Source organism: Corallococcus terminator (genome assembly GCF_049194865.1).
Taxonomy (GTDB): domain Bacteria; phylum Myxococcota; class Myxococcia; order Myxococcales; family Myxococcaceae; genus Myxococcus; species Myxococcus terminator_A.
Genome location: NZ_JBLZWL010000092.1, coordinates 1 through 22,274 on the forward strand (window position 1 = coordinate 1; position 22,274 = coordinate 22,274).

The 22,274-nt window shown below is 69.1% G+C and carries 15 protein-coding genes and 1 other RNA gene; 4 read left to right on the forward strand and 12 right to left on the reverse strand.

Annotated elements, in window-relative coordinates:
* Positions 1-12: 12 nt before the first annotated feature.
* Together ACN469_RS28660 and ssrS are read right to left on the reverse strand one after the other, a co-directional pair.
* The gene (locus ACN469_RS28660) at positions 13-660 is read right to left on the reverse strand and encodes a 5-formyltetrahydrofolate cyclo-ligase (RefSeq protein WP_498772843.1); all 648 of its coding nucleotides are present in this window, start codon (positions 658-660) and stop codon (positions 13-15) included.
* Between the two features lie 19 nt (positions 661-679).
* Positions 680-874: non-coding RNA, 6S RNA (ssrS, locus tag ACN469_RS28665), on the reverse strand.
* Between the two features lie 196 nt (positions 875-1,070).
* Between ssrS and ACN469_RS28670 the strand changes: the two genes are divergently transcribed.
* The 3 genes from ACN469_RS28670 (at position 1,071) to ACN469_RS28680 (ending at position 3,311) form a co-directional block, all read left to right on the forward strand.
* Positions 1,071-2,030 carry a tetratricopeptide repeat protein gene (locus tag ACN469_RS28670; RefSeq protein WP_498772845.1) on the forward strand — a complete coding sequence of 320 codons (960 nt, stop codon included), beginning with the start codon at positions 1,071-1,073 and terminating at the stop codon, positions 2,028-2,030.
* The gene (locus ACN469_RS28675; protein ID WP_498772847.1) at positions 2,027-3,016 is read left to right on the forward strand and encodes a serine/threonine-protein kinase; all 990 of its coding nucleotides are present in this window, start codon (positions 2,027-2,029) and stop codon (positions 3,014-3,016) included. The genes ACN469_RS28670 and ACN469_RS28675 overlap by 4 nt, the downstream gene beginning before the upstream one ends.
* A 109-nt stretch (positions 3,017-3,125) precedes the next feature.
* Entirely contained in the window at positions 3,126-3,311 is a 186-nt protein-coding gene (locus tag ACN469_RS28680; protein WP_498772849.1) for a hypothetical protein, read from the forward strand.
* Here the strand turns inward: ACN469_RS28680 and ACN469_RS28685 are convergent.
* The 8 genes from ACN469_RS28685 to ACN469_RS28720 form a co-directional block, all read right to left on the reverse strand.
* On the reverse strand, positions 3,288-4,796 hold the full coding sequence (locus ACN469_RS28685; protein WP_498772851.1) for a right-handed parallel beta-helix repeat-containing protein: 1,509 nt from the start codon (positions 4,794-4,796) through the stop codon (positions 3,288-3,290). The two genes, ACN469_RS28680 and ACN469_RS28685, sit on opposite strands and share 24 nt — an antisense overlap.
* A 164-nt stretch (positions 4,797-4,960) precedes the next feature.
* Positions 4,961-6,106, reverse strand: a complete 1,146-nt coding sequence (locus ACN469_RS28690) for a cysteine desulfurase family protein (RefSeq protein ID WP_498772853.1) — start codon at positions 6,104-6,106, stop codon at positions 4,961-4,963.
* The gene (locus ACN469_RS28695; RefSeq protein WP_498772855.1) at positions 6,103-7,224 is read right to left on the reverse strand and encodes a DHH family phosphoesterase; all 1,122 of its coding nucleotides are present in this window, start codon (positions 7,222-7,224) and stop codon (positions 6,103-6,105) included. Before ACN469_RS28695 ends, ACN469_RS28690 begins: the two co-directional genes overlap by 4 nt.
* Before the next feature lie 203 nt (positions 7,225-7,427).
* A complete protein-coding gene (locus ACN469_RS28700) occupies positions 7,428-8,270 on the reverse strand; it encodes a Fic family protein (RefSeq protein ID WP_498772857.1) in 843 nt (280 codons plus the stop codon).
* Between the two features lie 117 nt (positions 8,271-8,387).
* The gene (locus tag ACN469_RS28705; protein ID WP_498772859.1) at positions 8,388-9,725 is read right to left on the reverse strand and encodes a DUF8689 domain-containing protein; all 1,338 of its coding nucleotides are present in this window, start codon (positions 9,723-9,725) and stop codon (positions 8,388-8,390) included.
* Between the two features lie 125 nt (positions 9,726-9,850).
* Complete coding sequence (locus tag ACN469_RS28710) at positions 9,851-10,801, reverse strand: branched-chain amino acid transaminase (protein ID WP_498772861.1); 951 nt, start codon at positions 10,799-10,801, stop codon at positions 9,851-9,853.
* Between the two features lie 96 nt (positions 10,802-10,897).
* The gene (locus ACN469_RS28715; protein ID WP_498772863.1) at positions 10,898-12,313 is read right to left on the reverse strand and encodes a patatin-like phospholipase family protein; all 1,416 of its coding nucleotides are present in this window, start codon (positions 12,311-12,313) and stop codon (positions 10,898-10,900) included.
* Between the two features lie 94 nt (positions 12,314-12,407).
* Positions 12,408-13,346 (reverse strand): AAA family ATPase, encoded by a 939-nt coding sequence (locus ACN469_RS28720; RefSeq protein WP_498772865.1) that lies wholly within the window; start codon positions 13,344-13,346, stop codon positions 12,408-12,410.
* A gap of 196 nt (positions 13,347-13,542) precedes the next feature.
* On the opposite strand from ACN469_RS28720, the gene ACN469_RS28725 reads away from it, so the two are divergent.
* Positions 13,543-13,764, forward strand: coding sequence for a hypothetical protein (locus ACN469_RS28725; RefSeq protein ID WP_498772867.1), 222 nt, complete (start codon positions 13,543-13,545; stop codon positions 13,762-13,764).
* A 170-nt stretch (positions 13,765-13,934) separates the two neighbouring features.
* On the opposite strand, the gene ACN469_RS28730 is transcribed toward ACN469_RS28725, so the two are convergent.
* Both ACN469_RS28730 and ACN469_RS28735 read right to left on the reverse strand, forming a co-directional pair.
* Positions 13,935-18,170, reverse strand: a complete 4,236-nt coding sequence (locus ACN469_RS28730) for a response regulator (RefSeq protein ID WP_498772869.1) — start codon at positions 18,168-18,170, stop codon at positions 13,935-13,937.
* A 99-nt stretch (positions 18,171-18,269) separates the two neighbouring features.
* Positions 18,270-22,145: a glycosyltransferase family 4 protein gene (locus tag ACN469_RS28735; RefSeq protein WP_498772871.1), complete on the reverse strand. Its 3,876-nt coding sequence runs from the start codon at positions 22,143-22,145 to the stop codon at positions 18,270-18,272.
* Positions 22,146-22,274: the final 129 nt, after the last annotated feature.

The following is a 22,274-nucleotide window of genomic DNA, read 5'->3' on the forward strand; positions in this document are numbered from 1 at the left end:
TGAACAGGACCTTCACGTATTAAGGAAGCTCGGCCACGTACTCGGGAAGTTCGGCTCGCGAGAAAGGCCGCGGCAGGACTCGGACTCTGTCACGATCAAGTCCATGTCCACGTCGTCTCCTGTCGTGGGCAGGACTTCGACGAGCTGATCACTGAAGGCCAACCCCACCCGGCGACTGCGATCATCGGCCGAGCGCAGGGTGGCGTCGTAGTAGCCGCCTCCTCGTCCCAGGCGCTTGCCGTCCCGTGTGAAGCCCAGTCCGGGAACGACGAAGAGGTGGATGTCTTTCACATCGATCAGGTCCGAGGCGTTTGTCGGCTCCCGGACACCCAGCCGCCCAGGCTCCAGCTCCGCCTCTGACTTGATGGCCCGGAAGGAAAGAATCCGTCCGTGGACGTGGGACAGCGGGTAGCAGACGATCTTTCCGTCTTGCAGCGCCGCGATGAGGATGTCCCGCGTGGGCACCTCACCCTTGATGGGCGCGTAGAGCGCCACCGTTTTTGCATTATGGTAATACTGGGTCGCCAGGAATCGAGATTGGACCTTGAGACCCCGCGAATCGATGAGGTCGGGCGTCATCGCCTTGCGGCGCGCCGTCAAATCCTCTCGTAGGGTCTGCTTCCTCGCCGCCGCCGCCTCTTCCACCGCCGTCTCGCTCACCGCCGCCGCTCCACAGAAAAAGTCCCCCGCCGCATGGCCGTGTGCCCAGCGTCCATTGAACCCTAAAAGCCAGGTGGGGACCGAAATCATGCCTCCGCAGGCTTCCCTCATCCCTCGTGAGAGGGGAGGGCTTGCACATGGAAGCCGAAACGGACCCCGAAAAGGACGTATCGGTTCGAATTTCCGCTGGGCATCACGCGCCCCGCAGGGGACAGCCCTTGAAACAAAGCTACAGTGCCACCAAGGCCCCGAAATAATTGAGAAATCTCGCGACCACCTTCTGAAATGATAAGGATGGGAAGCGGCGCGGTCAAGGCATCCTCGCGCGTTTACAAGGCAAGCACGGCCCCCCTATGATGGGAGCCCCCCACACCCCGCACATGCCGCTCTCGCTTCTAAACAAGGCACTCGTGACGGCTCTTTCCGTCACCTCCGGCCTCGCCTGGGCGGGACCGAAGCTCGCAGGCCCCTACATGGGGGATACCTACGGGCAGGTGGAACTGCATATGGAGGGCGAGCGCCTGGTCGGCACGTCCTCGGGGTCCGGAGGCGGCTGCAAGTTCCCTCCCCGTACCGAGGTCATCTCCGGTGAGTTCCAGGGCAACGTCCTGGTGGCCACCGTGCAGGTGTGCCTGGCCGGGGCGCCGGAGTGCGTGGGCGCCCGGAGCTTCCCGGTCCTGGCCATCTACAACCCCCAGTCCTCCGTCCTCAGCGGGCGCTTCCGGCTTCCAACGGGGTGTCACTCGCCGGGACTGAAGGACTCGCTGCTGCTCCTGCGCGGCATGGGCGGCGCGCCCGAGGAGGAGCCGGAGGACGACGCCGCGAAGGACTCCGCGGACGGGGTCGCCGAGGAGGGTGAGCAGGAAGCCGCGGCCGAGTCGCCGCCGGCCGCCGCCCCAGCACCCAAGGGTGGCGCGGAGGCCAAGGCGGCCCAGGCCCGCCCCGCCACGGTGGCGCTGGGCCATGTGAGCGCGGGACTCCAGTGGGTCGCGGCGGGCAAGTGGGAGATCGCCCGCCCGCGCTTCGAGGCCGCGCTCAAGGAGAATGGGCGCGACGTGGACGCGCTGGTGGGCATGGCCGCTTGCAGCCTGGGGACGAACAACGCCGGCAAGGCGCTGGAGTGGCTGGGCCGGATTTCGTCGGTACCCCCTGGACGGGCGGATGTCTACGCGTGGCAGGCGTACGCGTACGACATGCTTGGTGCGAAGGGCCGCGTTCTGCCCCTGCTACGCAGGGCGCTGGACCAGGGGTGGAAGCCCGAGGAGCCCAGGGAGTGGGAGCGCGCGCTGGTGAAGGCGCTGGGGAGCGATATCGAGCAGGCGAAGAGCCGCAAGCGCGCGCCGGTGGGATCCGGAAGCACGAGCCCGTGACTCAGCCGCCCTCGCCCCCCCGGACCCAGCGGGTCTTCGGCCACTACGAAATCCTCTCCGTGCTGGGCAAGGGCGGGATGGCGGAGGTGTACCGGGCGCGGGTGTTGTCCGGGCCTCGCGAGGGGTGGACCGTCGCGCTCAAGCGGCTGTTGCCGGCGCTGACGGCGGATCCTGAGTCGGTGTCGCTGTTCTCGCGCGAGGCGCAGCTCTCCAAGCAACTCCACCACCCCAACATCGTGACGGTGCTGGATGCGGGCGAGCTGGAGGCCATCTACTTCATCGTCATGGAGCTGGTGGATGGCCGGGACCTCGGCCAGATTCTCCGCCGCTGCAAGGTGCGAGGCATCCCGCTGCCGCTGGACTTCGCGGTGTACCTGGGCAAGGTGCTGCTGGAAGCGCTCGCGTACGCGCACGCCGCCACCGGGCCGCAGGGCGAGCCGCTGGGCATCGTCCACTGCGACGTGTCCCCCTCCAACCTCTTCATCTCCCGCGTGGGGGAGATCAAGCTGGGAGACTTCGGCGTCTCCCGCGTGCTCGTCGACGGCAAGCTCCAGGAGGGCGAGGTGCTGGGCAAGCCCTACTACCTCTCGCCGGAGTCACTGCTCGGCGAGGTGCGCCCCGAGGCTGACCTGTGGGCGGCCACGGTGGTGCTCTACGAGCTGCTGACGCTGGAGCGTCCCTTCACCGGCGCCACGCCGGACGAGGTGTTCCAGGCCATCCGTGCCCGGCGCTACCGGCCGCTGCGCGAGCTGCGTCAGGACGTGCCAGAGGCGCTCGAGGACGTGGTGCGGCGCGCCTTCTCCGAGCGTCCCGAGGACCGCTTCACCTCCGCCGAGTCCTTCGCCCAGGCGCTCGCGCCGCACTACGACGAGCGCGTGGGCACGCCCCTGGCCATCGCCGCCGTGGTGCGGGGCCTGTTCGGCGCCAGTGATGACTCGCCCGCGAGCACGCCCCCGGCGCCCGCTGGCACCTCGCGCGTGGAGTAGGCGAGCGGGCACGTGCTCGCACGAGGGCTCGCGTCCCCAGTCCCCGCTGGCCGGAGGGATGGAGAAGCTTTGCCTCGAGCGCGCAGGTCCGCGCCCCCGAGGAATCGTCATGGCCACCCAGCCCCAGCCGCCGAAGCCCCCGCCCGAAGAGGCCGCCCCCGAGCGCAAGACGCGTGAGGACCTACCCCAGCGGCTTCCTCCCAAGCCGGACGAGCCCCGCGAGGATGGGATGCCTGGCTACGGACAGCCGGACGAAGAGGTGCGCGAGAAGTCACTCCCTGACCAGCATTGGTAGGGGAGCTTCTCCCGGGTCTTCTCCTCCCGGCGTGACTCGCACGGAGTTCCGCTCGAAGCCGTGGGGCGTGAGCCTGCTGCGCCAGTCCTCGAAGTCACCTTCGGACAAGAGCCCGAAGGCGCTGAACTTTCCACTGGCGCCCTCGTAGCGGTTGCGGTCCAGCTTCAGGCCGGGACGGGCCGTGTCGCGGCCCAGCTTCACGAAGCTGCGCATGTCCTTCAGCGTGTTGTCCAGGACGGTCAGGTTCGTGACGACGAGGGGCTCGTCCGCGGCCAGCCGCAGGCCCGAGTCCACCGTGCGTTCGATGCGGTTGCCGAGCACTCGCACTCCGTCTGCCCGCGCGATGCGGATGCCCTGGCCGTTGCTCCGGTTGGCGAAGTTGTAGATGTCCGTCACGAGGTTGTTCTGCACCAGCACGTTGACGGGGTTGTCCACCAGGGAGAGTCCTCCGACGGAGATGCCGCGGCCCGCCAGGAAGATGTGGTTGCCGACAATCTGGACGTTCGTCGCGTCCTCGTGGACCAGCACCGCCTCGGCGGCCGACGTCGCGTGCTGCCACGGGAAGCGCTCCATGTTGGGGAAGCGGAAGAGCACGTTCTCGTGGATGGCGACGTCATCGCAGGCCTTCACGTCGATGCCGTTCTCCCCGCAGTCGTGCATCTGGTTGTTCTCGATGAAGACGGTGGACGGCCGGCCCTGACTGGGTTGGCACTGCACGGCGTCACCCGAGGCATCGTGGATGTTGTTCTCCGTGATGTAGACCTCGCGCGAGACGCCCTTCACCGCCACGCCGTGGGAGTCGAGGCCCGTCCTGGAGAAGTCGAAGATCGCGTTGCCGTCGATGAGCACTAGGTTCGCATCGCTGACGACGACGCCTCCGCCCGCCCTGCCGCCGTGGAGCATGGAGTCGGTCAACTGCGAGCAGGTGGTGCTGTCCTCGAAGAGCGCGGCGAACGAGGGACGCTCCTCCACGTCCACCTCGATGGACTGGACTATCCAGTAGGGCTGGCTCACCACCAGCAGGCTGCCCACGTCGGTGGAGGAGGGGACGATGCGTGGGCGGCGGGACGGCTCCCCACGCAGGACGATGGGCGCCGAGCCCTTTCCGGGACGCGCCTTCAGTGGATTGATGGCGACCTGCTCGGGATACGTCCCCTCTCGGACCTGGATGACGTTGCCCGGCTGCGCCACCTTCACCGCCGCCATGATGGTGGGGAAGGGGTTGTCCGCGGAGCCCTGCGGCGCCGCGGAGTTGTGCGGCCCGGTGTTCGCCACGTACAGCGTGGGGCCTTGCGCATCCTCCGCGGAGGGGCAGCGCTGCCTGAAACGCGCCTCCGCGCCGAGCGGCGTCTGCTGCGAGACTGGGGGCCGCTCATCCTCGTCCTCCAGCCCTCCCGCGCTGGGCCCACACGCCAGCACGAGTCCGCACATGAGCACCGCGAACCGTTTCCCCAGAAACGTCATCTCCTTCGAACCCTGACTCATGTGCAGCCCCCCGGGTATCTCGGCAGTGGGGGGGGATGGTCTTCACCCGAGATGCCTTCATCAAGGCTCATGCCCCCAAGGAGGGCCGTGGCATTCAGAGGAGGATGCTTGGAGTGAGGCGGGTGCGGGCCTGCGACACGGGCACGTGCGGGCCCGCGTGGACGCTAACCCGCGAGGGCGCGAACCAGGGGCACGTGACGACGGAGCGCCTCGACGACGCGGCGCACGTCGGCCTCGCGGGAGTCGGGCCCCAGGCTGAAGCGGAGGCTTCCGCGCGCCTGGGCCGAGGACAGGCCCATGGCCCGGAGCACGTGCGAGGGGGTCAACGTTCCGGACGCGCAGGCCGCGCCCATCGACACGCAGATGCCATCCAGGTCCAGCGCGATGAGCAGCGCCTCGCCCTCCACGCCGTCGAAGCGCAGGTTGCTGGTGTTGGGCACGCGGGGCGCTCCCGCGCCGTTCACCGTCACGCCCGTCACCGACTCCAGCACCGCGTGCTCGAAGTCGTCGCGCAGCACGCCGACTCGCGCTTCCAGGGCGGGCTGCTCCCGCGTCGCCAGCTCCAGCGCGAGCGCCAGGGCCTCCGCGTAGGGGATGTTCTGCGTTCCCCCACGCCGGCCTCCCTCCTGGTGCCCGGGCGTGAGGGCGCGCACGTCCACGCCCTTGCGCACCACCAGCACGCCCACGCCCGCGGGCCCGCCGAACTTGTGCGCCGACAGCGACAGCAGGTCCGCGTCCACCTCGCGCAGCGACAGCGGGAGCTTGCCCGCCACCTGCACCGCGTCCGTGTGGAAGAGCACGCCTTGCTTTCGGCAGGCCCGCGCGACTTCCGCCGCGGGCTGCACCACGCCCGTCTCGTTGTTGGCCCACATCAACGAGCACAGCGCAGTGTCCAGCGTCAGCGCCGCGAGCACGTCCTCCGCGCGCACGCGGCCCTCCGGACCGGGCGCCACACGCACCACCTGCGCGCCTTCCCGCTCCAGCTGAGCCGCAGCGCCCAGCAGGGCAGGGTGCTCGATGGCGGACGTCACCAGCCGCCGTCGCTCCGGCGAGGGACGCGCATGCCACGCGCCCATCAGGGCCAGCGCGTCCGCCTCGCTGCCCGAGGCGGTGAACGTCACCTCCTTCGGCTCACAGCCCAGCACCCGCGCCACCCGGGCTCGCGCCGCGTCCAGCCGGGCGCGGGCCTCACGTCCGGCGGCGTGCACGCTGGAGGCATTGCCATGGCCACCGTGCACGAGCGCGCGCGCCAGCTCGGTCGCGACTTCCGAGCGGACTGGCGCGGCGGCGTTGTAGTCCCAGTAGATCACGAGTCCTGCGCGGAGAGCAGCGACACGGGCCGCTCGTCCGAGACGCCAAACGCCTCCAGGAATCGGCTCACCAGCTCCCGCTTGAGCGCCTTGCGCTGCGCCGCCTTGCCCGACAGCGGCAGCCGCGCGCCGGCCATGCTGCCGTGGCCACCGGACGAGCCGCCGTAGTCCTCGAAGATCTCCCGGATGAGCCGGCCCGCGTTCATCCGCCGGTCCTTCACGCGCAGGCTGAAGTAGAGCTGGTTGCGGTACGTGCCGAAGGCCAGCGACCACTTCGTGCCCTCGAGGAACATCAGCCGCTCGGCGACCTCCGCCACCATGTCCGGGGAGTAGACCTCCTCCAGGTCCGTGATGATGGCGGTGCCGTAGACCTTCGCCCGCTCAAAAGCCGTGTGGTAGAGCTGGAAGTAACGCGCCGGCAGCTCCGGGTGTTCAATCTGCGCGAGCATCGACTTGTCCATGCGCGGGAACAGCCACAGGTAGCTGTCGATGTCCGTCTGCGTCGTCTCGCGGCCCAGGTCCCGCGTGTCCGCCTTGATTCCGTAGAACAGCGCGGTGGCCACTTCGACGGAGGGCTCCACGCGCGCGGCGCGCAGGTACTCCACCAACATGGTGGACGTCGCGCCGAAGTCACCACCCACGTCCGCGAAGGGCGACGCCAGGCTCTCCTCGCGCAGCGGGTGATGATCCACCACCAGGTGCGCTTCCAGCCGAGCGGGCAGCGAGTGGTTGCCCACCTTGGGCTGGGTGTCCACGAGACCGAAGAGGTCGTACTCGTCGAAGTCGATCTGCGACACGTGCGAAATCGGCAGCCGCAGCACCTTCACGAAGGCGATGTTCTCCGCCCGGCCGATGATGCCGCCGTAGCCCACGTGGGCTTCCAGGTCCGCTCGGCGCTCCAGCAGGTGGGCGAGCGCCACCGCCGCGGCCAGCGAGTCCGGGTCCGGGTTGTCGTGCGTGAGGATGAGCGCCTTGCGGTGCCCCTTGGCCACCTGGAGCAGCCGGTCCAGCTTGTCTCGAGCGGACAGCATGGCCAGTCGCGGTGGCGGAGGCTCCGTCAGCTCGCCCCCGAGGGTTGCCTGGGCACGGCGGCTGTTGAAGGACTGGGTCACGGGCATGGAGGGTCTTCTTTACTTCCTCCGGCCCCGGGTTTCGAGATGCCGGATGTTGTCTCCTCGACATTGAGGTCGCGGTGTCACCCGCACACCAATGGTGCAAACGCCCCCTCCGACGTTCACGGAGGGGCGGAAGGCCGTGTGCCCGGACGCCTTCCTGCCCCCTTGGGTCCCTACAAGAGGAGGTCCAACGAGAGGAGGACCAACTAGTTGTTGATGGCCTTGTACTTGCGGCCGAGGTCCCTGAAGTACTTCACCCCGTTGTCGAGCGAGTTCTCCATCGCGTCCATCAGCACCGTGCGGAACTGCGCGACGGGGCCGCGGAAGCACTCGTAATAGCGCTGCCGATCGATGGAGTGGATGACGGCGGGCATGTAGCCGTTGCGCAGCAGGATGAGGTTGCTGCACATGCGCCCCACCTTCCCGCTGTGCTCGGTGAAGGGGAAGATCTGCAGGAAGCTGTGCTGCACGGTGGCTGCCTGTTTGATCGGATGGAACTCGCGGAACTCGGCGCTGGCCGTGTAGTCCACGATCTTCTCCAGCGCCGGTTGGATCTTCGCGGGCTGGTGGATGTCGTGGAAGTACGTGCGGTGCAGCGGCATGTCCTTGCGCAGCCCCGAGCGCTCGCGCTCCTTGGCGAGCTCCTTCTCCGTGCGCTCCCGTCGCTCCATGCGCGCGCGCTCGGCCAGTGCCTCCGGGGTGTTCCCGAGGAAGAGGTCGTGCATCCGCTTGATGGTGGTGAGGGTGATCGCCGCCTGCTTCTTGGCGCCCGCGGCTTCTTCGCGAATGAAGTCGCAGACGGCCTTGTGATTGCGGATCTCGAGCACCACCGGAATCATGGAGGCCTCGGCACTGGCGCGTCCGGGGAACAGCGCCGCCTTGAGCTCCTGATGGGTGTAGACCACGCCTTCCAGCGCGGCGTCGTGGTAGATCCACGACATCTCGAACTGCTCGAGGAAGTCACGCGCCGGCTGCTTGTCCTTGTAGATATCGAGGTACTCGCGCAGCGCCTCGTTCTTCTCGTCGATGTCCTGGTAGCGTTCCTTCACGGACTGCGGCTCCTTCTTGCGTCGTGTCCCCGCGGGGCGGAGACCGAAGCGTGCGGCCGAGCGATACAACGGCATGCGGATTCTAGAAATTCCGCACGGTTGTAACAACGAAATCCACTAAAGATTGACGAGGAAGACCTCGCACGCCTGGTCGAGCAGGTCCTTGGACAGGGCCGGCGGTATCTGCCGGTACCGGGCGGCGTCCTTGATGAGCCCCACCAAATCGCGGGGATGGCACGCGCGAAGCTGCATCGTCCGGGGCTTGTAGTAGTGCTCGACGAGGTACGTCACAGCCTGGTCCACATAGGGGATGCCCGCCGCCTCGCACACCCGGCGGAAGATCTCCCGGTAGGACTCCTCGTCGGGGTTGCCCACCTCGATTTTGTACTTGATGCGGCGCAGGAACGCCTCGTCCACCAGCTCCTTGGGGTCCAAATTCGTGGAAAAGACGAGAAGCTGATCAAACGGGATCTCAAACTTCTTGCCGGTGTGGAGGGTGAGGAAGTCCACCCGCTTTTCCAGGGGAACGATCCACCGGTTGAGAAGGTCTGTCGGGTGGACCTTCTGGCGGCCGAAGTCGTCGATGAGGAGCATGCCGCCGTTGGCCTTCACCTGGAACGGGGCTTCGTAGAAGCGGGTGCTCTCCGAGTAGATGAGGTCCAGGGTCTCCAGCGTGAGCTCGCCACCGACGACGACGGCGGGGCGGCGGCAGAGCATCCACCGGTTGTCCATCTCGAAGGTCTGCCGGCGGCCCGACGCATCTCCGCCCATCTCCAGCGCGACGGGGGTGTGGATGAGGTGGTCATGCACCTGGATGATCTGATTGCCGATCTCCAGGCAGTGCGGCACGTAGACCTCGCCGCCGAACATGTGTGAGACGGCCTCCGCGAGGCTCGTCTTGCCGTTGCCGGGAGGGCCGTAGAGGAAGAGCGAGCGCCCGGAGTTCACCGCGGGGCCCAGCTTGTCCATCAGCTCCGCGGGGACGGTGAGGTGGCTGAGCGCCATCACCAGCTCCTCCTGGCTGACGACGGGGGTCTCCTCCGTCTGGGCGGTGATGAGCGCGTTGTACTGCTCAATGGGCACGGGGGCGGGGCCCACGTACGTCGTGCGGGTGAGCGCGTCGCGGGCGTACTCGCGGCCCTTCTCAGTGAGGACGAACTCCACGGACGCGCGGCCGAAGCCCTTGCCGCCGCGCATGTCCACCAGCTTCTCGGTGGCCAGGAAGTCCACCACGTGCTCGATGACGCCCGGCCATGGCAGGCGCATCTCGTCCGCGATGCCCATGCCGGTGCCGGTGCCGGAGTAATAGAGGAACTTCAGCGCGATGTCCGCGAGCAGTCCCATCTTGAGCCCCGTCTCCTCCACCGACTTCGGCTCGGCCGGAGCGATGTCGAGGATGGACGGGTTCTCAAGCTTGAACGGATTGTCGTCGTAAGCGTGTCCGGCGGGAGCCATCGAGGCCCTTTCTAGCCCAAACCCGCGTTGGGAGGGCAGAAGGGATGGTCATTCCCAAGGGCCTGGGGGGTGGGGAGGCAGGCTCCCCACCCGGGGTGGCACCGGAGACCCGGTGCCGTGGTGCCTCAGTCGACGTAGGTGAGCCACTCGGCGTAGCGCGGCTCCTGGCCCCGGACGGTGCGGAAGTACATCTCCTGCACGAAGGTGCCGATGGGGCCGGGCTTGCCGGTGCCGACGGCGCGGTCGTCCACCTCGCGCACGGGGGTGATTTCCGCCGCGGTCCCGGTGAAGAAGATCTCGTTGGAGATGTAGAGCGCGTCGCGGGTGAAGGTCACTTCATCCACGGCGCGCCCGCTGTCGCGCAGGATCTTGAGGACGGTGTCGCGGGTGATGCCGTCGAGGATGGGCGAGGACAGGGGCGGCGTCTTGATGACGCCCTTCTTGTTCACCATGAAGAGGTTCTCTCCGGACGCCTCGGCCACGAAGCCGCTGATGTCCAGGAGGATGGCCTCGTCGTAGCCCGCCATCACCACCTCGCGCTTGGCGAGGATGGAGTTGACGTACTGGCCCGAAATCTTGCCGCGAACCATGTTGACGTTGACGTGCATGCGCGTGAAGGAGCTCACCTTGGCGCGGATGCCCTCGCGGATGCCCTTCTCGCCCAGGTACGCGCCCCAATCCCACGCCGTCACGGCCACGCGTGTGGGGTTCACCGCGCCCAGGCCCATGGCGCCGTCGCCCATGAAGGCCACCGGCCGCAGGTACGCGCCGTTGGCGAACTGCGCCTTCTGCTTGCGCAGCAGGTCCAGGCACGCCTCGACGAGCTCGTCCTCGGAGAAGGGCATCTTCAACATGATGATGTGCGCCGAGTCGAGCAGGCGGCGGATGTGCTCGCGCAGGCGGAACACCGCCAGCCGGCCATCATGCGTCTTGTACGCGCGGATGCCCTCGAAGACGCCCAGCCCGTAGTGGAGGGCGTGCGTCATCACATGCACCTGTCCCTCGTCCCATTTCACCAATTTGCCGTCGAGCCATATCTGGTCGGCACGCAAAACACTGGTCGAGGTCGAGCTCATGCGGGGGTTCCTTCGGCCTGTAAGAAGTGGGACTGCCCGACCCTTCTAGCCACAGGACCCTATGAGGTCAAAGCGTGAAAGCCACCGGCCGGAAAATCAGAGCACGTGCGGCAGAGGGGCCAGCATGCGTCGCAAGAACGGCAGGTCCTCCGCGAGTGCCTTGCGACCGAAGTGGAGCGCCTTGGAGGCAAGCTCCACGGAGGGCACGACATCCAGTGGTGACAGCGTGCGCGAGAAGCGCTTGATGTGATGGGCGTAGGGCAGGTTGGGCGCCACCGTCATGGCGGCCAGGCGTTGGAGCGGAAGCCAGAAGGGCGTGGCGAGGCGGGGCGCGAAGCCATCCAGCGCGAGGATGAGGGTGTTGCGAGTGCCGATGCGTCCGCGCGCGACGGCCTTCCAAGCGGCCTTGGCCGGCAGGTTGTCCACGAGGCCCCCGTCGATGAGCCGCGCGACACCATGGTGCGCGAGCATGTCGTCCAGGAGCGAGTGCATGCGAGGGTCCTCGCGCAGCACGTCGTAGTGGATGACGCCGGGCAGGGCGGAGGAGAAGCCCGCGGCGTCGAGCGCGTCGAACTCGCCGCTGGCGTCGTCGGCGCCCAGGTGCAGGCGCAGGGTGATTTCGGGACGGGTGAACAGCTCCGCCATGGCGCCCATGGCGGCCTGGATTCTGCGCGCCACGCCCGCGGGGTTGAGCAGGCCCAGGGGACTGGTGCCCAGCAGGCGCTCGTAATACTCGAGCGGGCGGGGGAGCATGCCCCGGCGGATGCCGCCCACGGCGATGATGGTGGGCACCGGCAGGTCCTTGAGGCGCATGCCGCTGCCCTCGGGCCCCGCGCCGAAGAAGCGTCCCAGGCCGGCGCGAAGGAACAGGCGCAGCGCCGCCGGCAGGCCGTAGCGGCTCTCCGTGGAGATGAAGCGGAAGAGCTTCCGGAAGGACAGCCCCCGGACGATGTTGATCATCTCCGTGGGGTCGAAGCGCGCCATGCGCGAGCGCATGATGGCGAGGATGGCGCCCATGGACGCGCCCGCGAGCAGCTTCGGCTCCAGGCCATGCTCGGCCAGCAGGCTCATCACGCCCAGGTACACGAAGGCGGTGCCGCCGCCTCCGCCCGTCACCATCACCAGCTCCTTGTGCCGCAGCTCGCGGTCCAACGCCTCTGGCGGAACGCGTCCGCGCAGCCGCGCCACCACGCCGTCACGCGCCTTCGCGGCGTGCTCGCGCAGGTCGCGCACGTGGGGCACCAGCATGTCGCGCGTCGGTGGCCGAGCGCCCCCCAGCACGGGCGTGAGGCGGCGCTCCACCTCCTCGCGGAACGGCGTGAGCAGGGCGCCCACGCCCACGTCCAGGCCGCCGTGCTGCACCTTGTAGAGTCGCGCGAGGGACAGCGCGGTGCGCAGCACGGCCTCCTCGCGCGCGTCGAGCAGGCCGGGTGACGCCAGGGAGGCGCGCACGAGCGACAGCTCCAGCTCCTCGAGCGGCCGGGTGATCTGGAAGCGTTCCTTCAGGAGCACGGGGGGGCCAGGGCCTCGGTGGGCGCGAGCCCCGAGCATACACTGTCCGTCGGACACCCTCCCGCCCCGGGGAGGGCGGGCGTCATGAAGGACCTCACGCCTGGGCGATCTGCGGCAGGTTGGCGCGGGCCTTCTCGATGTCGCCCTCGTACTTGAGGACGAGGTTGAGCGTGGAGGCCACGACGTCCGAGGTGAGCTGCTCCGCGTTGAGCAGCACCAGGCTCTGCGCCCAATCCAGCGTCTCGCTGATGGACGGCGCCTTCTTCAAGTCGAGCGCGCGGATGGCCGCGACGGCTTCCACCACCTGCTCGGCCAGCACCTGCGGCACGTGGGGCAGCCGCGAGCGGACGATGCGCAGCTCCCGCTCCCGGTCCGGGAAGTCGATGTGCAGGTGCAGGCAGCGGCGCTTGAGCGCGTCGGACAGCTCGCGTGCGTTGTTGGACGTCAGCAGCACCCGGGGGATGTGCTTCGCGTGGAAGGTGCCCAGCTCGGGGATGGTGACGGCGTTGTCGGAGAGGACCTCCAGCAGGAAGGCCTCGAACTCCGGGTCCGCCTTGTCGATTTCATCCACCAGCAGCAGGGCGGGGCGCTCGGAGAGCTGGGCGCGGAGGATGGGGCGGGGCAACAGGAAGCGCTCGGAGAAGAAGACGGCGTCGCTCGCGGCCAGCCGGTCCGCCGCCTCCGTCAGCGTGGAGGTGCCCTGCACCATCTCCCCAATCTTGTCCTTGAGGAGCTGGGTGTAGAGCAGCTGCTTGGCGTACTCCCACTCATAGAGGGCCTTGGCCTCGTCCAGGCCCTCGTAGCACTGGAGTCGGATGAGCTCGCGGCCCAGCGCCGTGGCCATGGCCCGCGCCAGCTCCGTCTTGCCCACGCCCGCGGGCCCTTCGACGAGGATGGGCTTGTCCATCCGGTCCGCCAGGAAGGCCGCCGTGGCGATCTCCGGGGAGGGCAGGTATCCCACCTGCTCCAGGTGTTTCTCCGCGTCCGCCACGCTGGTGAAGGTGCGGATTTCTGCCGTCAAAGGGGGGCTCACCCGGCTGAACTTAACCGACGGCCCCCCAGGCGACTGCGGCAAAAATGCCAGGATCCGTGGCCGCCGTCCCCAGCCTCCCTGCCTCGCTGCCCTCCAACCCTGCGGAAAAACGTAGGGAAATTATTTGCGCACCGCAGGCACACGTCATGCATCTCTACGGCGCAACTCACGAAGCAAAGCAGCGAGGTCCGTGGTCATGGTGTTGGCGTGGATGAAGATGGTGATGGCGGTGGCAATCATCCTGTTGCCGGGTGGTTTCCCCCTGCTGTTGTCGTACATCGCCGTGCGGACCCTGGTGAGCCGCTGGCGTGAGGCGCAGACGCAGGCGCACAGCGTCGGCCGCGAGGCCTCCCTCCGCGACGTCCTGGCCACGCTGCACTTCAAGGAGCTGGTGCGCGACGCGCGCGCCGCCCTCTGAGTTTTCCGCCTCGGTAGGGCATGGATGTCGCGGCCGGATGGCTCGCGACGCCGCCCCGAGGCACCCCGGCCCCGTGCCGGCCTTCCGGCGGGTGCCGGGATTCCAGACAGCACGAGGTGGGGATTTCCGGCGAGGGCCGCCACCGTGGCGGCGGCCCCCGGAGCAGCGAGCTACTTGTCCAACTCGTCCACCAGCGCCGTCCAGTCGTCGTCTTCCTTCACGCCGCCGACGGGGATCTGCATGACCATGGTGCGGTCGGTGGGGTCCGACTCGTCGCCACCCAACGGTGTGGGAGCGGCGGGGGCGGCCTTCTTGGCGGGGGCGGCGGGCTTCGCGGCGGCCTTGGCGGCCTTCGCGGGAGCCGCCGGGGCAGGGGCCGCCGTGGCGGGGATGACCTGATTGAGCTGCGGACGGGTCGCGAGCTCGTCGTCCTCCGGGGGCGGAGCGGCCTTGGCGGCCTTGGCCGCCACCGGGGCGGGCGTGGCGGGTGACTTGCTCTTGAAGCGGGCCAGCTCCAGCTCCGCGACCTTGAGCGCCTTGCTCTTCTCCTGCACGGACTGCTGCAGGCGCGTGACTTCCTGCGTCTTGATGGCTTCGCGGCGCTCCAGCTCCGCCTTCTGCTTGGCGCCAAGCTCCTCGATTTCGCGCAGCTGCCGCGCCTCCAGGTCCTTGCGCTCCTTCTGGGCGGTGGCCAGTCGGGCGGCGGCCTCGTTGGCCTTGCCCTCGGCGGCGGCGACCTTCGCGGCCAGGTCCTTCTCCGCGCGGGCCTTGGCGCCCGTGGCGTTCTCCAGCGCCAGCTCCAGGTCCTGCGCCTTCTTGGCGCGGGCGGCGAGCTGGGCCTGCGCGTCCTTGGCCTTCGCGTCGGCGTCGGCGGCCTTCGCCTGGGCTTCCTGCGTGAGCTGCGCGACGCGTTGCTCGGCCTTGGCCAGCTTCGCCGCCAGCTCGTCGGAGGCGCGCTTCGCCTCGGCGCGCTCCTGCTGGGCCTGCTGGGCCTGCTGCTGGAGGCGGGCCTCGGACTGCTGGAGCTGACCGGCGACGCCGTCGCGCTCCTGCGTCAGCTTCTGATGCTGGGCACCCGCCGCGCGCAGCTGCTCCTCGCGCTCGCCGAGCGTCTTCTTCGCCAGCTCGAACTGGTTGTTGAGCCCGGCCATCTGCTGGCCGAGGCCGTCCGCGTGGCGCTTGGCGTCGGCGGCCTGGGTCTGGAGCTTGGTCTCCATCGCCTTGAGCTGCTCGGTGCGGGTGGCGACCTCGCGGTTGAGCACCTCGGCCTGACGCATCTTCTCCTGCGTCACCTGGGTGAGCTTGCGCAGCGTGTCCGACAGCTCCTTGCCCTTGGTGGCCAGGTCGTTCTGGAGCAGCTCCTCGCGGCGCTGGGACTCCTCGGTGAGCGCGTCCAGCCGCTCCTTGAGGTTCGCCCGTGTGTCCTCGACCTGCGCGAGCTGCGAGGACAGCTGGGTGACTTCCGCCACCCGAGCGCCCAGCTCGTGCTTGGTGATGGTGAGCTGTTCGCCCAGCTCCTCCACCTGGTTGCGTGTGTCGTTGAGGTCCGCCTCCAGCGCGGCCTGGGTGCTGGCGGCCTGCTGACGGCTCGTCGCATGGGTCTGCTGCTCGCGGGAGAGGGCATCGCTCGTCGCGGCGAGCTGTCCCTGCACCTGCTCCAGCGACTGGCTGGTGGCCTCCAGCTCCGAGCGCAGGCCGTCACGCTCGCCGGTGAGCGCCTCGATGGTCGCGCTCGTCTCGGCGGCGAGCTTCTCGTGCGCGGCCCGCTCCGCCTCGTAGTTGCCCAGCGTCTCCGCGAGTTCGCCTCGCAGATTGCCAATCTGGCCGGTGAGCAGCTGCTCCAGCGAGTCCTTGGCCTCGCCCAGGGCCTGCAGCTCGGCGATGCGCTGGTCCCGCTCGCCCGTCGTCCTGGCCAGCGCGGCTTGCGTCGTCTGCAGCGTCTCGTGGGTCTCGTCCAGCTCGACCTTGAGGCCGTCGCGCTGCGCGGTGGTGGTGCCCAGCGCGTCGCGCGTCTCCTCCAGCGTGTTCTGCGTCTGGTTGAGCGTCTGGCTGGTGGCCTCCAGCTCGCCGCGCGTCTCGGCCAGCGTGCCCTCTGTCTGGGCCAGCGTGCCTTGCGTGTCCGCGAGCTGCTGCTCCGTGCGGGCCAGCGTGTCCTGCGTCTGCGCCAGCGTCTGGCTGGTGGCCTCCAGCTCGCCGCGCGTGGCGGACAGCGACTCTTCCGTCTGGGCCAGCCGCGTCTGCGTCTCGCTCAGCGTCTGGCTGGTGGCCTCCAGCTCGCCGCGCGTCTCGGAGAGTGTCTGCTCCGTGCTGGCCAGGGTGTTCTGCGTGTCCGCGAGCTGCTGCTCCGTGCGGGCCAGCGTGTCCTGCGTCTGCGAGAGCGTCTGGCTGGTGGCTTCCAGGTCTCCCGTCAGCTCGGAGATGCGCTGATCCCTCGCCGCGACGTCGCCCTGGAGTCCCTCGATGGTGGACTCGCGCTGGGCGACGGTGTCCTCCAGCGACGCCACGCGCGCCTGGAGCTGCTCGCCGACGCGCTGCGACTCCTCGAGCTGCGAGGTGAGGGCCTGAATCTGCCCGGTGAGGTCGGCTTCCTGCTCGGCCTTCGCCGCGCGCACGTCCTCGAGCTGCCGGGTGAGGTCCTCCTGAAGCGCGTCCTTGGCGATCTGCAGCGCCTCGAGACGGCCGGTGAGGTCCTCTTCCAGCGCGTTCTTCGCGTCGTTGAGCGCCTGGAGCTCGCCGGACAGCTCCGCTTCGCGGTCGGCCAGGTGCGCCTTGACGGCCTCGACCTCGCCCTCCAGCTCGCCGATGCGCTCCAGTTGCTGCTGGATGCTGGAGTTGAGGTCCGCCTCGGTGCGCTCGTTGCGCTCGATGGCCTCCGCCAGCTCGCGGTCCAGGGAGGAGATCTTCGCGTCGCGGTCATCGACGCGCTGATTGAGCTCCGTCTCCAGCGCGTCCTTGTCCATCCGGAGCTGCTCGCGCTCGCTCGTGGTGCGCGCGAGGTCGGCCTCCAGATCCGCCACCTGCTGGCTGAGACGCGCCTCGAGTGAGTCGCGCTCCGCGTTCAGCCGGATGATCTCCGCGTCGCCCCGTGCGCCATGCTCCTCGGCGGTGGCGGCTCGGGTCTCCAGGCCGCGGACGGTGGTGTCGCGCTCCTGCTCCGTCTGCTGCAGCCGCTCCTGGAGGGCCTGAATCTCGCCGTCCAGCTCGGCGTAGCGCTGATCCCGCTCGCTGACGGTGCGGCCCAGCTCCGACTCGAAGTCGTCGCCGCGCTTGCCCAACTGGGCGATGTCCGTCTCGTTCGCGCGGACGGTGTCCAGGAGCTTCTGCTCCTTGACCTCGAACTCCAGCGTGACGACGTTGTGGAGCTTCTCGAGCTTGTCGTACTCGGACCGGAGGTGCTCCAGGTCGGTGCCACGCCGCGCGAGTTCGTCCTCGCGGTTGTGGACCTCCTTGCGGAGCACGTTGATGTCCTTCTCCTTGGAGGCGACGACCTCGATGAGGTCCTTCTCCGAGGAGAACTTCTGCAGCAGCAGGTCGTCGACGGTGGCGCCGTGCTCGCGTTCCTTCTGGAGCATGGCCTGCTGCGCTTCATTGAAGCGGCGCAGCAGGTCGTCCACCTGCATCTTGAGGCCTTGCAGCTCCACGTCCTTCTCGTGGAGCCGGTCCTCGCCGGACAGGAGCTCGCGCTCGCGCACGCTCCAGATTTCGGAGAGGCGGGCGAGCTGGGCCTCGCGTGTCTTCAGCTCGTCGCGGAGGATTTGAATCTTCCCCTCCGGCGTACCCATCAGCTCGCGGCGCGGAGGCGGGCGCTTGAGCTGACGCGACTCCGCCAGCAGCTCCGCCTTGCGGTCGGCGATGGACTGGAACGCGCGGTCGAGGAACGCGCGGTCCTCTTCCGTCATCGCGCTGCGTCGCTCGCGCTTGGGGAGCTTGGGCGGGCCGCCCGGGCTGGTGCGGATGGCCGGCATCGGAGGCGGGGCCTCGCGCGGGTTGCCGGACAGCGCGGCGTCCAGGTCCGAGTCGGAGTCATCCGTACCGGGTGGGACGATGCCCGTGCTCAGCGAGGCGAGCTCCCCCATTTCGAAGGGGATGACGAGATAGCCGTCCGCGGCGCCCGGCGTCTGCCGGTGCTGCGTCAGGCCTTCCACTCCTGTGTCGGAGGACAGGAGCAGGACCTTGAGATTCTGGCCCCACTTGCCCTTCTTGATCTGCCCGCACAGCGTGAACCCGGATTGATCCGGCAGCTCGGCTCGGAGGACGACGAGATCCGGCCGGCGCTTCTCCAGCTCGCGCTGCGCATCCGTGGCAGTCGCCGCCATGGCGGTCTGGTAACCCGCGCTCTTGAGCACGGTCGCCATGCTGAGGGCGAAGTCGTTTTGGCTTTCAACGATGAGGACGCGGCGCTCCATGAAGCCCTTCCACCCGCAAAAAGTGCAGTGAAAACCGCAACATCCTACTGGGCGGGCCCGAACCTTGGAAAGTTTCCGGAGGGTGCTCGGTTGGCTGCTTCACGAGCCCTTGCCGCGAACGGTGCCTGGTGCACCGTGCGTGGGGGCCAACCTGGACGGATCCGTGTCGTCATCCCGCCCTGGGAAGGTGGTGGGGGGTGTGTGACGGGCGAACCGGGTGCCTTCGGGCGGACAGTACCCGTGGGCGAGCTGGGCGAACCAGGGGTTGAGCGTCGAGGAGAGGGGCTCGGGGGCAGGGCCGTCCTCTTCCGCCGTCTCCTCGGGGAGGGCCTCGTCGGGTTCGGCCTCCTGGAGGTCGTCCTCGTCTTCGATCAGCTGGGCGGCGCTGCTGACGGAGACCTCGGCCTCCTCGACCTCGTCGCTGCTGATTTCGTCGGGCTCATCGAGACGTGGGCGGGAGTGGGCGGGAGTAGGTCCTCCCTCGTCACCGTCCTCGATGGCCTGGGCCTCGTCCTCTGAGATTTCCTCGGGCTCGTCCTCGGGTTCGGACGATTTCAGGGCGGGGCGAGCGGTGGCACCGTCGATGGGCTCCAGCCGAGGCGGTCCGTCCACGGACATCAGGCGAGGTGGACGCTGGCGGGGAGGGACGGGGGGCGGAGCGCTGGCGCGAGGGGGGAGGGACGGGGGGCGGTCGGGCTCGTTCGGGCTGTTTCGGGCCGTGTCGGAGGTGACGCCGCCAGGTCTGAGCACCGGTGGGCCGCGATCCGTGTCCGGCGCGGAGTGCTCTCCGAGGGCTTGACGTTCCGTGCTGATGAGGACGGCGCCCGGGGTCAGGACGGGTGGCGGACGCTCGGGGTCGGAGGCGCTTCCACGGGGTGAGGCGGCGCGGCCGGGCTCGGTGGGAGGGGTAGGGCGAACCAGGGGCGGGAGCCTGTCGGCGTCCGAGGTACCACCGCGAGGACGTTCCGGCTCGACGACTCCCGAGGGACGGGGCGTGTGGCGCTCCGGGTCGGTGGCTCGGGGAGGGAGCTCGGGCACGGCGGTGCGGCCCGAGGGACGTTCAGGGTCGACGGAGGAACTCGAGCGGCTCGAGGGGCGCTCGGGCTCGGGAACGGGAGTCCCGCGGGCCGAGGGGCGCTCCGAGTCGGTGGACGTGCCTCGTGGACGCTCGGGCTCGGGAACGGGCGTGCCGCGAGTCGAGGGGCGCTCCGAATCGGTGGCTGCACCGCGTGGACGCTCGGGCTCGGGAACGGGAATCCCGCGGGCCGAGGGGCGCTCGGGGTCGGTGGCCGTACCACGCGGACGCTCGGGCTCGGGAAGGGGAGTCCCACGGGCCGAGGGGCGCTCCGCGTCGGTGGCCGTACCACGCGGACGCTCGGGCTCGGGAACAGGCGTTCCACGAGCCGAGGGGCGCTCCGAGTCGGTGGCCGTACCACGCGGACGCTCTGGCTCGGGAACAGGCGTTCCACGGGCCGAGGGGCGCTCCGAATCGGTGGAGGAACCCGCGCGCCCCGTGGAGCGCTCAGTGTCGGAGACTGAATTCGTGCGCCCCGAAGGTCGGTCCGGATCGCGAAGCGCATCCTGGCGCGCCGCGCCGCGCTCCGCGTCGAGGGACTGAGTTCCCTTTGTTGGCGTGGTGAGGGACGACATCCGTCGCGACGGCGTCTCCACTCGCGACGAGGTGCTGCGGCTGGCGAGCACGGAGCGCGCCGGGATGATCGGCGTTGGTGCAGGCGCTTCGTCGTCGTACCTCTCCGCGATGGGAGTGCGGACGATGGGCGTGGGCGAAGGAGGTTCGTCCCGCTGAAGAGGCGCAGGTGCCCGAACGATGGGCGTAGGCGCGGGAGGTTCTTCTCGCTGAAGCGGCGCGGGCGCCCGAACGATGGGCGTAGGCGCGGGCGGCTCTTCTCGCTGGAGCGGCGCGGGTGCCCGAACGATGGGCGTAGGCGCGGGAGGCTCTTCTCGCTGAAGCGGCGCGGGCGCCCGAACGATGGGAGTGGGTGACGGCGGCTCGTCGCTCGGAAGAGGCGCGGGTGCCCGTACGACCGGCGTGGGCGACGGCGCTTCGTCGAGGCCCAGCGGTGCCGGTGCGCGGACGACCGGCGAGGGCGACGGCGGTTCCCCAGTGCGCTCGTCCTCCTCCGTGGGCGCCCCCGACTCAGGACGCGCCCGTGTTTCTTCAGAGGACTTCGAGGACTGCGGCTCCACCGGTGTCGGACCCGGGGGCGCATCCTCCAGCAGCGGTGTCGCGGGCTTGCTGGACGCCTCGTCCTGCTCCTCCCGCGCGCGCTCCTCGCGTGCTTCCACTGGAGCATCGGAAGGCTTCTCGTCGGACCCCGACACCTCGGGCGACACCGCGCGGGTGGGCGTGACGGGCGTCGGATCCGTGGTCATCGCCGTGGTGGCGAGCGGCGTCGGCTCGGAAGCCGAGGGTGCTGTCGCTCCATTCACGGCGGAGGCCGCCGTGCTCGATGCCGTCGTGGCGGGCAGGACGGGGCGCTCGCGCAGGGGCAGGCCCATCACGACGGGCGGTTCGATGGGACGTGCGTCCGGCTCCGTCTTGATGAGCCGAGTATCGAACCCATCCTCCAGCACCATCCCCATCACCACGGGCGGCTCGTCGCTGGGTGCGTCCTCCGACGGTGGGATGGAGCTCTCCGCGACAGGCTCCCGCTTCTCGGGCTGGGGAATCTTCACCCGACCACTGTCCGGAGGCAGCAGCGTCGCGAGCCGGCTGGTCGGAGTCCCCGTCACCATCGTCGCCGCCGGGAGATCGTCCTCGCTCGTGCTCGTCACCGGACCCGTGCGCTTCTCCAGCAGCGAGTCGTAGAGGTCCAGCAACTGGCCTCGGATGACGCCCGCGTCGAGCGCCGCCTCGGCGTGCTCGCGCGCTCGATTGCCCAGCTCGATGCGACGGGGAATGTCGCGCGCCAGCTCGATGATGCGGTCGGCCATGGCCCGGCTGTCCCCAGCCGGGAAGAAGAGCGCGGCGTCCCCTGGAATCAGCTCACGGCAGACCGGGAGGTCGGCGGCGATGACCGGGCGGCCCGCGGCGCAGTACTCGGACACCTTCGCCAGGGGGCCACCCTGGAGCCGGTTGCGCTCCACGTCGTCGAGCGCGAGCACCCCCACGTCCGCCAGCGCCAACACCTTGGCCACGTCGTCGTGGTGCACGGGCGGCTGGAACTCCACCCGGTCCTTCAGCCCCAGCTCCTTCACGAGGTCATCCAGATGGGGCTGCCAATCCGGGTGCTGTGCTCCCACCAGGGTGAGGCGCACCTCGACCTGCTTTGCCGCCAGCGCGACCGCACGCAGCAGCGTCGGCAGGCCCTGCCAGCCCACGTGGCTGCCCAGGTACATCAACCGCAGGGGCTCGCCATCCGGCGCTCCCAGCTCGTCGGGGACGAAGGGCGCCAGGTCCACGGGCGCGCGGACGACGCGGATGAGCTCCTCGCTGGCACCGAGCGACTGGATGTACGAGCGCGTCGTCTGGGAGCCGGTGACGATGAGGTCCGCGTTCATCAGGCAGAACAGCTCCTGCCTGCGGACCTTCGACAGGAAGCGCCGGTCGCCCTCCGTCTGCGGATGCGTGTAGCGCAGTTCCTGCGAAGGGAAGGTCTGCGCCTCGTAGATGAGGCGGTAGCCGTAGTCCCCCTTCAGCTCGCACAGGGCATAGCCGCCGAACGGGTCCGTGAAGTGGCAGAGCGCGTAGTCCTCGCTCTCGAGCTGGCGTCGGACAGCCCGCTCGAAAGCCTGGATTCGCGAGGCAAGGTCTCCCGAGCCTACTGGGACGCGCAGCAGTCGAGCACCCTGGTACTTCTCGATATGGGAGTGGTCAGGCGTCTTCGCCGACAGCACCACCACGGAGAAGCGATCCGGCAACGCCTTGAGGTACTCGGTCAAACGACGTGACGAGCCGGAAGGGCCGGGGATGACGTCGAAGCTGCACAGGAGCAGTCTGGGCAGGTCGCTCAAAGCGGGGGCAGAATACCCAGGTGCATCCTGGGTGTCATCGGGTGAGGTGGTGGGGAGGGGGTCGGGCGACGAACACAAGCAATGCTGGCACGTTGACCCACCACGGCCGGCGACCTAAAGGCGACCTTG

Excerpts from the sequence above, each read along its gene's own strand:
- ACN469_RS28725 (WP_498772867.1), top strand. The coding sequence starts at position 13,543 with ATGGTGTTGGCGTGGATGAAGATGGTGATGGCGGTGGCAATCATCCTG.
- ACN469_RS28685 (WP_498772851.1), bottom strand. The coding sequence starts at position 4,796 with ATGAGTCAGGGTTCGAAGGAGATGACGTTTCTGGGGAAACGGTTCGCG.
- ACN469_RS28710 (WP_498772861.1), bottom strand. The coding sequence starts at position 10,801 with ATGAGCTCGACCTCGACCAGTGTTTTGCGTGCCGACCAGATATGGCTC.
- ACN469_RS28730 (WP_498772869.1), bottom strand. The coding sequence starts at position 18,170 with ATGGAGCGCCGCGTCCTCATCGTTGAAAGCCAAAACGACTTCGCCCTC.
- ACN469_RS28695 (WP_498772855.1), bottom strand. The coding sequence starts at position 7,224 with ATGCCCGTGACCCAGTCCTTCAACAGCCGCCGTGCCCAGGCAACCCTC.
- ACN469_RS28705 (WP_498772859.1), bottom strand. The coding sequence starts at position 9,725 with ATGGCTCCCGCCGGACACGCTTACGACGACAATCCGTTCAAGCTTGAG.
- ACN469_RS28680 (WP_498772849.1), top strand. The coding sequence starts at position 3,126 with ATGGCCACCCAGCCCCAGCCGCCGAAGCCCCCGCCCGAAGAGGCCGCC.